This is a genomic window from Bradyrhizobium sp. U87765 SZCCT0048, assembly GCF_018131225.1.
GTDB lineage: Bacteria > Pseudomonadota > Alphaproteobacteria > Rhizobiales > Xanthobacteraceae > Bradyrhizobium_A.
In genome coordinates this window covers 380,949-394,500 of the sequence record NZ_JAFCMM010000006.1, presented here as the reverse complement: position 1 = coordinate 394,500, position 13,552 = coordinate 380,949, and the positions used below count along the sequence as shown (strand labels likewise).

The following is a 13,552-nucleotide window of genomic DNA, read 5'->3' as shown; positions in this document are numbered from 1 at the left end:
GCACAGGCGCCGGCACGCCGCCCGCCGTGGACGGCGCCTCACGCGATGCCTGTCGCCATCGGCGCGCAGAGATGCCGGAGGTGCTTGTATCCGGCAGCGCGCGCGAAATCGGGCAGCCGCCAGATCTCGCCGCTCGCGCCCCAGGTGCCGTCGGCGACATCCCGGACCATGATCGAGGTCGCGACCCGGCGTGGATCATCGGCGGGCTTTGCATCCGTGACTGCTTGATGGATGCGCCGAACGGCCTCGGCGCGTCCTGCCTCATCGATGACGCCGGCCGGAGGATACAGCAAGACGATGACCGGGATGAACCGCGAGGTCTGGTCCGCGCCGCCCGCAAAAAAACAGCCTTGCTTCACTTCCTCGACCAGCACCCAGGTGAGGATCTCCTGCCGCGGATCGTCGCCCCACCCTTCGACGGCCTTGGCCGCAGCGTGAAGGCCCTTGCCGAGCGCAGCGCGGGCGGTTTCATCGAATACGCCTTCCGGCACCTTGACGATCATGTTCGGCATGAATGTCTCCATTGAGGGTGGTACCGGCGGCGATCCCTGAACGAGGCGAACAGGCCGCCGATCACCTTCACGGCCTGGCGCCAACGGCGGCGGCTGCGTCGATCCCTGCGCCGCCGGCCAGCCGCCAGCGGAAGAAGGCAAGAATTTCGTCGCGGGCTGCGATCGTCGGCTGTCCGTCTTCGTCGATCAGGTGCGCCGTCACGACGCTGTGCGGGGTCGTGACATGTCTGGCGAAAAACGGCGCGACATCGGTGTTGGCGGCGCTGTCCGGCAGGACGCGGGCGACGAAACGACCGCCGAGCGCATCCGCATAGGCCGCGAAGCGCTGCGCCATGCAGAATTTGTCGCCGGCGAAGCGATAGCCCATCACGGTGAGATCTTCGCGATCCAGCCGCTCGCGCACGGCCTTGATCTCGTCCGGCGCGATCTCGATGCCGGCCGGATTGTTCAGCGGCAGCGACGGCTGCGACAACACCGGCGCCAGCACCGCCGGCTCCAGCATCATGGTGAGCGCGAAGTTGCCGGTGAAACACATCCCGATCGCGCCGACGCCGGGCCCGCCGCATTCGTCGTGCGCGTGGCGCGCAAGCGCGCGCAGCCATTTCGTCACCGGACTGGATTCGTTCGACGCCATGGCACGAAATTCGGCACTGATGCAGGCACGCTGGAAAACGGCAGCCCCTTCCTCGGCGTCCGGAACCGCGCCGTCGCGCCCGAACAGCGAGGGCATGTACACGGTGAAACCGGCGTCGCGCACCCAGCGGGCAAATCGCGCGACATAGGGACTGATCCCCGGCATCTCCGCCATCACGATCACCGCCGGCCCCGTACCGGCCACGAAAACGGCTTTGGCGACGCCATCGAGCGTCATCTCGCGGCGCGTGAAATCCTCCAGCGGGTCGTCCTGTTTCATGGAGCGGGTCGGCATCGTGTCAGTCTCCTCGCAAGGGATGAAGGCCGGAACGGGGATCACCCTCCCCGCCGCAGCGACCATCTTCGCCGGGATCGTTGCGTTTTCGGTGGCATCGATCTAGTGTCAAAATCGACATTAAACGGGTCATTTTTGACATGGCATTGTTGACATGACCAGGGTCGCCGTAATCGAGATCGAAGGCTGCCTTGCGTCCAGCGCCGCCATCACGCACGACGTGCTGGCGACCGCCAACCACATCAGCGGCGCAAAGCGCACCATGCCGTTCGAGGTTGCGGCCGTCCATTGCCGCGCGCGACGAAGCAACGGCGATGTGCGCAGCGCCGATCTCGTCATCGTCCCGGGCCTGGGCACGACGACGGCCGCCGAGCTGGAGCGCAAATTGCTCAGTCCCGCATGCCGGCGGGCCGGGGACATGATCGCCAGCGCCTTCGCGGGCGGCGCCATGCTCGGGGCGTCCTGCGCCAGCACTTTCCTGCTTGCCGAGACAGGCGCGCTCGATGGGCGGCGGGCGACGACGACATGGTGGTACGCGCCGTTGTTTCGCCAGCGCTACCCCAAAGTCACGCTCGAGGCCGAGCAGATCGTGGTCGCGGATTGGCCGGTCGCAACTGGCGGCGCCGCCATGGCGCAGATGGACCTGATGCTCGCCATCGTCGACAAGTTCGCGGGCCCGAGTCTCGCCCAGGCCTGCGCGCGCTATCTGCTGCTCGACGAGCGGCGTTCGCAGGCACCGTTCATGGCGATCACATTTCTGGCGGGGCAGGATCCGAAAATCGCCCAGGCCGAGAACTGGGTGCGGGCCAACATCGCACGCGACTTTGCGATCGACGAAGTTGCCGCGTCCGTCGCGCTGGCGCCGCGAACATTCGCGCGGCGGATGGCCGCCACCTGCGGCCTGTCGCCGATCCAGTTCGTGCAGCGGATCAGGCTCGAGACCGCGCGATTTCTCCTCGAGACCACGCGGCTGCCGGTCGAGCAGATCGCCGTCAAGGTCGGATATGCCGAGCCCTCCACGCTGCGCCGGCTGATCCGCCGCGACACCAAGCGTCCGCCAGGCTATTTTCGCCCGGCCGCCTGACCGAAGACGACCTGGGCAACGCCTCTTCGCCATGCAGACGCGGCGACACGCCGCCCGCGCCGATCGATCCGGTGACGGCGTAACGCCGCTCAGCGCGGCGCGCGCACCGCGTCGACGAGTTCGCGAAGCCGGTCGATGACCACCGGCTCCAGCAGGATGTCGTGGGGCAGGCCTTCCACCACATCGGCCCCGACGGTCACGCCGTGCTTGCGCAGCGCCTCGGCATAGGCCTGTGTCAGCGGCGGCGGCGCGACATCGTCCTGCGATCCGACCAGCATGGTGATGCGCGTCGATGGCGGCACGCCATCGGCCTCCCGGATCGGCGACAGCGAACGCACCGGCCGCTGCCAGATCGCGCCGCCCTGCACCGTGTGCATGTGATCGCGCCAGGCATCGAGATCGCACGGGCACGACACCAGCAGCGCCGCATCCGCCCCGCCCTTGCGGCTGCCGAGCAGATCGGCGGTGATCGCCGCGCCGCCGGAATGGCCGACCAGCACCACGGCGCGCGGATGATAGCGCTCCTTCAAGGCGGCAATCGCGGTCACGACCGCGTCGATCACCTCCGGCGTGTAGTTGTCGCCGGTGGTCTCGCCGCGCAGGCCGTCGGAGCGTTCCTCGCCGTCGCTGTAGCCGGGGCGCAGCACCGCCGCGGCGACCACGTTCGGCAGCGCCGCGGCGACACTGGCCGCGAAGCGATACTGATAGGTTGGCGGCCGCCGCGGCGCATCGCCGTGGAGGACGACCACCAGCACCGGATCGGCGCCACGGCCCGGGCTCTCGTAGACGCGGGTCTTCAGCCGCTGGGGGACATTGACCCATATCGTCTCGCCCGCGGGCGGCGATGGCGATTGCGCCAATGCTGGCGCAGCGAGCATCACGGCCACAAGCACGACGACGAAGCGAGGACGAGAGAAGCGAAAATTCATGCGAATCAACATCCAGGCAATCATGGCACCCCTATCCGTCCAGCGCCGGATAGCGGCGGAAGATGCCGTCCTCATTGAACGGAATGCGGCGGTCGCTGGCGAGGTAGGCGCTGATGTTGGGCCGCTCCGCGATGCGGTCGTGCAGCGCGACGAGGCGCGGGTACTGCGGCTCGAGCTGCGCCATCATCTTCGGAAAGGCATAGCGCAGGCCGGCAACGATCTGGAACAGCGAGAGATCGACATAGGTCAGCCGGCGGCCGGTGACATAGCCGCCAGCGCTTGCCTTCAAGAGCCCCTCGAAATAATCGAGAAATTTCGGCGCGCGCGTTTCGCGAAAGTCCGCCGCGCGCTTCCTGGCCTCGCGCTTCTGGTCCTCGTAGTACAGCGATGGCCCGAGCGGATGATGGGTGTCGTGGATCTCGACCACGAAGTCGGTGATGGTGAGCTGCAGCTGGTGCACCCACAGCCGCGCGGCGTCCGCCTTCGGCGCGAGACCGTGACGACCGCCGAGATAGAACAGGATGTTGGCGGTCTGCCCGATGATCTGCTTGCCGGCGACCAGAAACGGTGGCGCGAACGGCGGTGTCGTGGTGCCCTTGCCGGCCAGCAGGCGGTCCATCGCGGCCATGCCGCGGGGCCCGCGCGCGACGTCGTCGTAGTCCGCGCCGGCGTCCTCGAGGGCGAGGCGGACATATTCGCCCCGGCCCTGGATCATCGGCCAGTAATACAGCTCATAACGCATGCATCGGTTCCCGTGCGGCAGTGACCAGACAGCGCCCGTCGAAGCGAAGCGACGGGATGCCGGGACTGTGCGGGGAACGCCTGCACCGGCGCAAGCGGGTCATGCGACAGGCAGGTCCGCGCGCGGCGCAGCCGGTCTGCCGGAACGACGCGCGGTCAGGCGGCGGCCCGGCGCTGTTCAGGATGCGGCATGCGGAAGATCGCGATGGTGGTGAACTGGTAGCCGCATCCCCCGCACGACCACACGAACGACATGCGGTCGCCGCCATGCTCGGACCAGATCGGGCGCTCGATCGGCTCGCCACATTGCGCACAGGGATTGTCGGTGGGAGAACAGGTGAAGCTAGCCGCAGCCATGACGCACCTCCCAGAAAGTGCCGACGCTCGTTGTGATGGCGCCGGACACGGCATGTCGTGGCCGCGGACGATAAGGAGTGCAGCCGCGCGGTCAAGCGCGCGATGTGACGCGCTGCATGGTCAGCAGTGCAGACCATTTAGCCCGCGCAATGGTTTCGCATTTGAGCGAATGCCGCCGTTCCCCCAGAGACATCGACGCTTTGGCGGGACATGACGGCCGCTGTAACACGGCCGATATCGATCCGTCACGATCGCGGCGCAGGCACACGCGCAAACGTGATCGCCGCGCGCCGCCGCACCCATCCGCAATCAGCCGGCGACGCAGCTCTTGATGAAATCGCGGCGCTGCGGGCCGACGATCTTCTGGTCGATCGCCTGCTTCAGGCATTCGACATGGCCCTGCGCCATGCACAGCGCCATCTGGTCCTTGCGGTCCTGGCCCTTGAGCTGCTTGCCGGCGATATCGCTCTGGCAGGCGGCACGCTTGCCGCCAGCGGCCGGGGCTGCAGGCGTGGCGGCCGATGTCGCAGCGGGCACCGACGCAGCCGGTGTGGAGGCGGCTGGCGCCGTCGCGGTCTGCGCGATCGCGGCCGTGACGGCAACAGTCGAGACAACGGCAGCAACAACGAGATAAAAACGGCGCATGGCAGGCTCCGGATGTGAGGGGACGTCGCACTTCGGCGAGCATGTAGATCGCCGCGGCTGAATGCCTTGTGAATGACGGCGCCGCAGTTTTGCCGCATGCGGCGCGCCAGTTGCGATGCGAACAGCCCTGACGCGACGAAGCTCCTGCCATGATGCCGATCCCGACATCGCCGACGCCTCGCATGTGCCATGCCTCGATGTGGCGTCGGCAGCGCTACGCCGCGATCATGTTGCTGGCGGCGGCGCTCGCCACCGCCGACGCGGCATCAGCGCTGGCGCGCGGCGGACATGGTGGTGGCCGCGGCGGCCATGCCGGCGGCCACGGCATTCACCTCGGCCATGGCAGCGCCGGCGGGATCGGCGGCGGAAGCTTTGCGCGTGGCGGCCGCAACACCAACGACAAGCATGTCCATGCTGCGTCCGACGAGCTCGATAAGCTGCTCAACACGCGCATGAAGAACATCTGCCGCGGCTGCTGAAGCCTCAGGGGCGCGACGAGCGCCAGTCGCGCCCGGCGGCGGCATCGGCGTCGTAGCGCACGCCGTGCAGCGCGAGCTCCATGCGAATGCGCCGCATCCGCGCATCGATCATCGCGCGATAGGCCCGCGCCAGCACGAGACGCAGCGTCACCGACAGCGCCCGCGGCGGCCGGCGCCCGAACGCAGGCCGCGCAACGCGCGGTGACGAACGCAGCCACTGGCTGGCGAAATTGGACAGCACCGAGGTCATGGCAGTCATTCCCGTCTATAGGCCGGCGGGTTCCGCGCGCCGCGAACGGCCGCGCGCGCCGACCTCGCTGATATGACGGGCCGCGCATAGGAATTCGATGGGGCGCGGAAGACGACGTTGTAGGAACGGCATAAGGATGGCGTCACGCAACCTTCGGCGCACTGTCTTACCGCCGTCAGACAAGCGGCGCAGGATTCGCGGGTGGCGGCAGGCCCCCCTGCCGTCGCCACTGCCTCCATCATGCCCCGTGCCGTGCGTACGGACAACGCGCGCCAGCCAGCGCGCGTTGTCCGATCGCCGGCGGCATCACCGGCTGATCGATGCCCGCCGCCTTAAGACTGCCGCGAACCGCGCCCAGCGTGGCGACAGGCGGCTAATATGGGGGACGGCGATGAGCGAGACACGGACCTTTACCGGCGGCTGCCACTGCGGCCAGGTGCGCTTCGAATGCACCACCGACCTTGCGACCGTGACGGCCTGCAACTGTTCGATCTGCACCAAGAAGGGCCTGCACTTCACGTTCCTGCCGCTGGAGAGTTTCCAGTTGCGCGCGGGCGCGGAGTCCCTGAAGGAATACCTCTTCAACAAGCACGCGATCCGTCACCAGATCTGCAACGAGTGCGGCGTCGAGGTGTTCGCGCGCGGCCGGAAGCCGGACGGCGCCGAGATCGTCGCGGTCAATGTCGCGACCATCGACCACATCGATCTCGCCTCCCTAACAATGACGCCGATCGACGGCCGCAACCGCTGAGCCCGTCCGGCACCGGAACGACAATGGCCCGGCGGACACGCCGCCGGGGCCATGATCCGGTTCGCGCGCAGCGGGTTCAGTTCGCCGCGAAGCAGTACAGCAGACCGTCGCCGCCGGTGCTCTTGAGGTCGGCCTGCGAGCAGCCGCCATCGGGGCCGCGCGAGGGATGCGAGCTGTTCCACGACTTCGCCGGCGCGGATTCGTCGAGACCGGTGCGGTCGGAATGGCCGACCATCGCCGATCCCTGCGTGCTGCTCGTCCAGTTCTTGCAGGTGCGGTCATCGGCGCCGGCGAAGGCGGTGCCGTCGGGCTGCGAGCCGGTGAGGACATCGTGGCGGTTCGGCGTGTCGCCGCGGCCGTTGTTCATTTCGCCCTTCTCGTTCAGCACCGTCTGCTTGGTGAGATTGTTGTCGCCATGCAACTCGGCGACGTCCTTGGCGACGACCACGCCCTTGGCATTCTGCCAGGGCCCCTTGCCGATCCTGTCGCGCGCATTGATCGCCGTCTTGCCGTCGGCCGCCTGGGTCGAGAGATAGGCGCGCCAGGTCTTGGTGCCTGCTCCGGCCGCCTGGGCCAGCGTCTGGCAGTGATTGTCGGCGCCGGCGAGACCGCCGAGATTGCCGCCATTGCCGATCCCGGCGCTGGTCACGAAAAAGGTCATGGCCGCCTGCTGCGCCGACGACGGCGTCGCGGCGATGGCCAGCAGCGCGACCGCGGCACCGAGCGACAGGGCACAAAAGCGTGTGGGCAACGGCATCGAAATCCTCCCTCTATGGTGTCTTGGCAGTGTCTTGGCAGCGTCTTGGCAGCATCTTGGCGGTGTCTTGTGGCGCCTCGGCTCCGGCGATGCATCGGCGCCGCCGCGCAACGATGATCAACCCGCGTCCGTCCAATTTATTCCGCGGTCATTGCACCGCAGCGCAGCAGCGTGCGGCACGGGCAAAGGCGCAAGAAAAAAGCACAAGAAAAAGGCACAAGAAAAAGGCGCCGCGCGAGCGCGACGCCTTGATGGGAACGACAGAAACAGGCGGTCATCAGACCTGCTGGATCGCTGACAGGATCCAGTTGCCGCCGCGGTCGCGCAGGAAGGTCCAGACTTCCGTGACCTCGATCTGGCGATCGCTGTTGTCGACGATGCGGCCGGTGGCCTTGTCGGTGGTCTTGTCGACCAGCGAGAAGCGCATCGCCACGCTGGCATAATCGGTCTCGCCCTCACGCCAGGCTTCCGCGAGGTCGCCCTGCAGCAGCTTGACGTTCGAAACCTCGTTGACCACGCCACGCTGCTCGTTCTCGGCAAGGTCCTTGGCGAAGTAGGACACCATCTCCGGGGTCGCGAGGCGATGCAGGCCCTGCACGTCCTGACGCGACCACGCTGCCTGGATATCGCCGAGCAGGCGCTCGAACGCCTCATAGTCGTCCGGCGTGATCTTCAGCGGCGGCGCGTTGGCGCCGAAGCCGAAACCAAAACCCTTGATCTGGTCGGGCTGCGGCTGGGGCTGGGCGTCGAACTGCGACGGCGACGGACCGCTGGCGTAGGCGGCGGCCGGCGAATTGCGCCGCTGCCACCACGACATCAACAGCCGCACCACGATCACGATCAGGCCGACCTGCAGCACGAGGCCGATGATCGAGGACAGGCCGCCGAGGCCGCCGAACAGGCCGCCGCCGAACAGCATGCCGAACAGGCCCGCGCCGAGGAAGCCGGCGGCAAGACCGCCGAGCAGGCCCGGACGGTTGAAGAAGCCGCCGCGGCCGGCATTGGCCGCCGCCGCCGGACCGCTCATGCCGGGGCTCGACGGCTGGGTCATGGAGCGCTCGAACGGCCGTGCCGCGTTCGGCGCGGTGGACGTGGTCGGCGGCGCGGAGAACGTCCGCGACCCGCGCGAACCGGAGCTGCCGCCGCCGCCAACCCGGGCGTCCGCGGCAGTGACGGCGAGCGCGACCGGCATGGCGACCGACAGCACGATAGCCAGAACCTTGATGGAAGCGCGCATGCGCTGCGAAAACGTCATGTTCAATCCCTTCATTCCCCACCAAGGGGAAAGCGCTTCTAAAATGGGGGACGGCGGCCAAAAGAAAAGCCGGCGCCATGGTTGCGGGCTGCGGCCCTCGGTCGCGGCCAGCGGCAATTTCATGAGGAAAATCAAAGAGGCAAGCGGGCCCTTGCGACGTTAGGCCCCAACGGGAGCCGGCGTCACCGCCGTCAGGGTGCAGTCATCGTCTCCTTCACCTGGGCCACCAGCTGGCTCAGGGTGAAGGGCTTGGGCAGGAACGCGAACTGCTGATTCTCCGGCAGGCTGCGCGCGAACGCATCCTCGGCATAGCCCGACACGAAGATGATCCGCAGCTCCGGATTGCGGCCCCGCATCTCCTTGAGCATGGTCGGGCCGTCCATCTCCGGCATCACCACGTCCGACACCACGAGGTCGATGGCATCGTTGTGCTCGACCAGGACGTCCAGCGCCTCCATGCCGTTCGCCGCCTCGAGCACGGTGTAGCCGCGCGAGCGCAGTCCGCGGGCGTTGAGCGCGCGCAGGCCGTCCTCGTCCTCGACCAGCAGGATGGTGCCCTGCCCGGTGAGATCGCGCGGCTTGGGCGGCGTAGCCGCCGCACCGGCGGCGTCCGGCGCCGCAGCAGTTGCCGCCGCGGCGGGCTCGACCGCCGGCTCGGCCTCGACCACATGGCGCGGCAGGAAGATGCGAAAGGAGGTGCCTTTGCCCGGCTCGGAATCGACATAGACGAAACCGCCGGTCTGCTTGACGATGCCATACACCGTCGACAGGCCAAGGCCCGTGCCCTTGCCGACCTCCTTGGTGGAGAAGAACGGCTCGAAGATCTTGTCGACGATCTCGGGCGGAATGCCGGTACCGGTGTCGGTGACGTCGATGCGGACATACTCCGCCGCCGGCATGCCCTTGTAGGGCAGCTTCGCCGCCTCGGCGGTGACGACATTGGCGGTGCGGATGCTGAGCTTGCCGCCATCCGGCATGGCGTCGCGGGCATTGACGGCGAGATTGACGATCACCTGCTCGAACTGCGAGACGTCGACCTTGACCGGCCACAGGTCGCGGCCGTGCACGAGGTCGAGCTTGACCTTCTCGCCGATCAGGCGGCGCAGCAGCATGGTGAGGTCGGACAGCGCATCGCCGAGATCGAGCACCTGCGGCCGCAGCGTCTGGCGGCGCGAGAACGCGAGCAGCTGACGCACCAGCGTCGCCGCGCGGGTCGCGTTCTGCTTGATCTGCATGATGTCCTGGAACGACGGGTCGGTCGGCTTGTGCGCGTTCAGCAGGAAGTCGTTGGCCATCATGATGGCCGAGAGCACGTTGTTGAAGTCGTGGGCGATGCCGCCGGCGAGCTGGCCGACCATCTCCATCTTCTGCTGCTGGGTGACGCGGTTCTCCAGCGTGCGCTTCTCGGTGGTCTCCAGCATGTAGACGATGGCGACCTCGGCGTCGCGCTCGTCCTTTTCCACCGCGGTGACGAAGAACTGGCCCCAGCGCTCGGCCGGACCGTCGAGCATCGCCTCGACCGGGGCGATGTCGCCCTGCCCTTCAGCCGCCTTGGCGATCGCCGCGGTCAGCGCCGCGCGGTCGCGCTCATTGACGACGGCGAGGATCGACTTGTTGGCCGAGCCCGGCAGGCTCTGCGCCAGCTTGGCGAAGCGCGCATTGGCGCGCGCCACCGCGCCCGAGCGGTCGACGGTCGCGATCGCCATCGGGGTGTGGTCGAAGAAGCGCATGAAGCGCACTTCGGCGGTGCGCTGCGGATCGGGGCCCTCGTCGCGGGCGCGGTTGATCACCAGGGTGCGCGAGGTGCCGGGGGTGCCGTCGGCACCGAAGGCGAGCTTGTGATAGAGCCGCACCGGCACCGTCTTGCCGTTGCGCATACGCAGGTCGACGTCGAAGGTCTCGGTCTTGACCGCGCCGGGCTCGGCCGCGATCGATGTCAGGAGCGCGGCGCCATCACCCGACACGATCTCCGCCAGCTTGAGCCCGCCGCTGCCGATCTCGGCGAGATCGTGGTCGAGCCAGTTGGCGAGCGTGGCGTTGATGTAGACGACCTCGCCCGCCGGATTGACCGAGAAGAAGCCGCACGGCGCGTGGTCGAGATATTCGATGGCGTGCTGCAACTCCTGGAAGACGTCTTCCTGGCGCTCGCGGTCGCGGGTGATGTCGGCGATCGACCACACCGTGAAGCGCGCCTCGCGCTTGCCCTCGCCGAGCGGGCGCACCCGCAGGCGCAGCCAGCGGCCATGGGCGCCGTCGCTGCCGGCAACGCGGACCTCTTCCTGCAGCCGCTTGCCCTCGCGCGCCGCCTTGAGCAGGCGGAACACGGCCTCGGAGACGTCGGGGTTGCCGATGAACACGCGCTCGACCGGACGGGCATCGTCCGGGCCGGCGGCACCGGTCAGCGAGAGGTAGGCCGCGTTGGTGTAGACGATGTGGCCGCGGCTGTCGGTGACGGCGAGGCCGTCGAAGGCATGGTCGGCGATCTGGCGCAGCACCGGGTCTTCGGTGGTGCGGTCGGCGAAGCGCACGATGCCGGCGGCGAAGGCGAACAGCGTGAACAGCCCGACCATCGCCAGCAGCGCCAGCAGGCCGAGGATGTAGGGCTGCGCCTGGGTGCGCCCCAGCACCATGAAGCCGACCGCAGCGGCGACGACGCCGGCGGCCACCACCAGGACGAGAAGGATGCTGCCGCTGCGCCGGGCAGGCTCGACGAGATCCGGTTCCGGATGGTGCGGATCGTTGCTCAATTCGAGGGCCATCGGTGGGCGCGGGGTGCCATGTGGGTCAGGATTCGAACGCTGTCGCGGGGGGATCCTCGACAAACGCTACACCGGACAGGCCCCACCCGCTCCTGAGTGCCTGAATCGGCGGCCCCAGCGCAAGCGAATCGTTCACGCCCGGCCGACGCTGCGGGACATGGATACCAGACAAACATGGCGACCTGCGGACGCCGCCCGCGATCTTGCGGGGCATGGTCAGCAAAAAGCCCCGGATCGCGATCCGGGGCTCGGTTTGCGCAGCCCGCCCGCAGGCGGCCGGATAATGATCAGTAGCGGGCGATGACCGGCGCGCTGCCGCCGAAGCGGTAGTTCAGCCGCACGGTTCCAATGTCGATGCTCTGGCGGATGGTGTCGCCACGGGCCACCGCGAGGTTGGTCGCCGGGAACGCGACATTGGTGCTGTTGGTCATGAACAGATGGTCGTACTCGGCGCCGACGGACCAGTTGGGAGCGAAGCCATATTCGAGGCCCGCGCCGACCACGCCGCCCCAACGGTCCTCGGTGGTCTGGTAGACCTGCGCGCCGGTCAGCGTCAGGGTGCTGCTGTAGGCATTGTCGGCCATCGCGGCGCCGCCCTTCACATAGAGCAGCACGTTGTTGACGGCGTAGCCGACCTGGCCGGTGAACATCGTGATGGCGTTGACCTTGGTCTGGTTGGACAGCGGCTGGACGGTCAGCGCCTGGCTGATGTTCGATCCCTTGAGGTTCGCCCAGTCGCCCAGGGCCTCGACGCCGAACACCCAGCTCGCGACCTGCCAGCGATAGCCGATCTGACCGCCAGCGACCGCGCCGGTCGCGTTGTGACAGCCCTCGCGCAGGTTCGGCACAATCGCGATGTTGTTGTTGCTGGTGAGATCCCAGCACTCCCGGCTCGACGCACCGCCGCCGTTGACGCCGATGTAGAAGCCGCTCCAGTCGTACAGCGGCGACACCAGCGCCGGCGCCTTGGTGTAGACCGGTCGCGACAGGTCGGCGGCCGATGCCGCATCGCTCGCGGCGATCATCGACAACAATGCGGCTCCGGTGATGAGAAAACGCTTCATGCCAGCCCCCAGCAATAAACAAAGTGAATGTGCAAAGTATCGTGGGCCTACTGTCGCACGGAGATCGCGATCGCGACAGCACGACGCATCGCGCGCACGCGTTTCTTCGCGCCCGTGTGACTGAATTGCAGCAATCGGAGCGCTGCTTTTGCTGCGCGCGCAACGCACCTTGGCGCATCGCGTCGCATGCCGCGCGCACCATGAAAAACGCCGCTTCCCAACGGAAGCGGCGTCGTCGTTTTGCGACCGATTCGTGCGTGGCTCAGCGGCCGATCCAGCCCTTCGCCTTGGCCGCGAGCGCATCGGCGGACTTGGCCAGCAGGCCGATGTCGGAGCCGACCGCGACGAAGTGATAGCCCCACTGGATGTACCGCTGCGCGTCCGCTTCCACCGGCGCGAGAATGCCGGCGGCCTTGCCCGCCTTGGTGATGCGCTTGACCGCGTCCTCGATCACCTTCTGCACGTCGGGATGGGACGGATTGCCGATATGGCCCATCGAGGCGCAGAGGTCGGACGGGCCGATGAACACGCCGTCGACGCCGTCGACCGCCGCGATGGCGTCGAGGCGCTCGATGGCGCTGAGCGTCTCGACCTGCACCAGCACGCAGATCTCGCGATCGGCATCAGAGAGGTAGCGACCGATGCGGCCGAACCGCGCTGCGCGGCTGCCGGTGGTGATGCCGCGGATGCCGGCCGGCGGATAGCGGCACGACGCCACCGCCTGCGCGGCCTCTTCCTCGTTCTGCACGAACGGCACCAGCAGCGTCTGCGCGCCGATGTCGAGCAGGCGCTTGATCAGCACGGGATCGTTCCATGCCGGACGGATGATCGGGGTCGCGGTGCCCCGCGTCATCGCCTGCAGCTGCGCCAGCACCGACGGCAGCTCGTTGGGCGCATGCTCGGTGTCGACCAGGATCCAGTCATACCCGCTGTCGGCAATGAGCTCCGCGCCGATGTTGCTGCACAGGCTGCACCACAGGCCGATCTGCACCTGCCTGGCGGCGATCGCGGCCTTGAATGGGTTTTTTCCTAGATCCATGG

At 67.8% G+C, this 13,552-nt stretch carries 15 protein-coding genes; 3 read left to right on the top strand and 12 right to left on the bottom strand.

The window, feature by feature from the left end:
* Positions 1 to 38 precede the first annotated feature (38 nt).
* Together JQ639_RS31985 and JQ639_RS31980 are read right to left on the bottom strand one after the other, a co-directional pair.
* Positions 39 to 512, bottom strand: coding sequence for a hypothetical protein (locus JQ639_RS31985; protein ID WP_211964008.1), 474 nt, complete (start codon positions 510 to 512; stop codon positions 39 to 41).
* A gap of 67 nt (positions 513 to 579) precedes the next feature.
* Positions 580 to 1,440 carry a dienelactone hydrolase family protein gene (locus tag JQ639_RS31980; protein WP_211964005.1) on the bottom strand — a complete coding sequence of 287 codons (861 nt, stop codon included), beginning with the start codon at positions 1,438 to 1,440 and terminating at the stop codon, positions 580 to 582.
* Positions 1,441 to 1,594: 154 nt separating this feature from the next.
* Here JQ639_RS31980 and JQ639_RS31975 point away from each other — a divergent pair, with 154 nt between their 5' ends.
* Complete coding sequence (locus JQ639_RS31975; protein ID WP_211964003.1) at positions 1,595 to 2,524, top strand: GlxA family transcriptional regulator; 930 nt, start codon at positions 1,595 to 1,597, stop codon at positions 2,522 to 2,524.
* Positions 2,525 to 2,613: 89 nt separating this feature from the next.
* On the opposite strand, the gene JQ639_RS31970 is transcribed toward JQ639_RS31975, so the two are convergent.
* The 4 genes from JQ639_RS31970 to JQ639_RS31955 form a co-directional block, all read right to left on the bottom strand.
* Positions 2,614 to 3,453: an alpha/beta hydrolase family protein gene (locus JQ639_RS31970; RefSeq protein ID WP_211964001.1), complete on the bottom strand. Its 840-nt coding sequence runs from the start codon at positions 3,451 to 3,453 to the stop codon at positions 2,614 to 2,616.
* A 31-nt stretch (positions 3,454 to 3,484) separates the two neighbouring features.
* A complete protein-coding gene (locus tag JQ639_RS31965; protein ID WP_211963999.1) occupies positions 3,485 to 4,195 on the bottom strand; it encodes a glutathione S-transferase in 711 nt (236 codons plus the stop codon).
* 155 nt (positions 4,196 to 4,350) lie between these two features.
* Positions 4,351 to 4,551 carry a hypothetical protein gene (locus tag JQ639_RS31960; RefSeq protein WP_211963997.1) on the bottom strand — a complete coding sequence of 67 codons (201 nt, stop codon included), beginning with the start codon at positions 4,549 to 4,551 and terminating at the stop codon, positions 4,351 to 4,353.
* Between the two features lie 309 nt (positions 4,552 to 4,860).
* A complete protein-coding gene (locus JQ639_RS31955) occupies positions 4,861 to 5,196 on the bottom strand; it encodes a hypothetical protein (RefSeq protein WP_211963995.1) in 336 nt (111 codons plus the stop codon).
* Between the two features lie 149 nt (positions 5,197 to 5,345).
* On the opposite strand from JQ639_RS31955, the gene JQ639_RS31950 reads away from it, so the two are divergent.
* Complete coding sequence (locus JQ639_RS31950) at positions 5,346 to 5,675, top strand: hypothetical protein (RefSeq protein ID WP_211963993.1); 330 nt, start codon at positions 5,346 to 5,348, stop codon at positions 5,673 to 5,675.
* Positions 5,676 to 5,679: 4 nt separating this feature from the next.
* Here JQ639_RS31950 and JQ639_RS31945 read toward each other — a convergent pair whose 3' ends face one another.
* On the bottom strand, positions 5,680 to 5,925 hold the full coding sequence (locus JQ639_RS31945) for a hypothetical protein (protein ID WP_211963991.1): 246 nt from the start codon (positions 5,923 to 5,925) through the stop codon (positions 5,680 to 5,682).
* A 391-nt stretch (positions 5,926 to 6,316) separates the two neighbouring features.
* Between JQ639_RS31945 and JQ639_RS31940 the strand changes: the two genes are divergently transcribed.
* Positions 6,317 to 6,676, top strand: a complete 360-nt coding sequence (locus JQ639_RS31940; protein ID WP_211963989.1) for a GFA family protein — start codon at positions 6,317 to 6,319, stop codon at positions 6,674 to 6,676.
* 76 nt (positions 6,677 to 6,752) lie between these two features.
* On the opposite strand, the gene JQ639_RS31935 is transcribed toward JQ639_RS31940, so the two are convergent.
* The 5 genes from JQ639_RS31935 to JQ639_RS31915 all read right to left on the bottom strand — a co-directional run bounded on the left by JQ639_RS31935 (position 6,753) and on the right by JQ639_RS31915 (position 13,550).
* Entirely contained in the window at positions 6,753 to 7,433 is a 681-nt protein-coding gene (locus JQ639_RS31935) for a lectin (RefSeq protein ID WP_211963987.1), read from the bottom strand.
* A 277-nt stretch (positions 7,434 to 7,710) separates the two neighbouring features.
* On the bottom strand, positions 7,711 to 8,688 hold the full coding sequence (locus JQ639_RS31930; protein WP_249122873.1) for a Tim44 domain-containing protein: 978 nt from the start codon (positions 8,686 to 8,688) through the stop codon (positions 7,711 to 7,713).
* A gap of 191 nt (positions 8,689 to 8,879) precedes the next feature.
* The gene (cckA, locus tag JQ639_RS31925) at positions 8,880 to 11,447 is read right to left on the bottom strand and encodes a cell cycle histidine kinase CckA (RefSeq protein WP_211963985.1); all 2,568 of its coding nucleotides are present in this window, start codon (positions 11,445 to 11,447) and stop codon (positions 8,880 to 8,882) included.
* A gap of 287 nt (positions 11,448 to 11,734) precedes the next feature.
* Positions 11,735 to 12,511, bottom strand: coding sequence for an outer membrane protein (locus JQ639_RS31920; RefSeq protein ID WP_211963984.1), 777 nt, complete (start codon positions 12,509 to 12,511; stop codon positions 11,735 to 11,737).
* A 262-nt stretch (positions 12,512 to 12,773) separates the two neighbouring features.
* Positions 12,774 to 13,550: an HpcH/HpaI aldolase family protein gene (locus JQ639_RS31915; RefSeq protein WP_211963982.1), complete on the bottom strand. Its 777-nt coding sequence runs from the start codon at positions 13,548 to 13,550 to the stop codon at positions 12,774 to 12,776.
* Positions 13,551 to 13,552 lie beyond the last annotated feature (2 nt).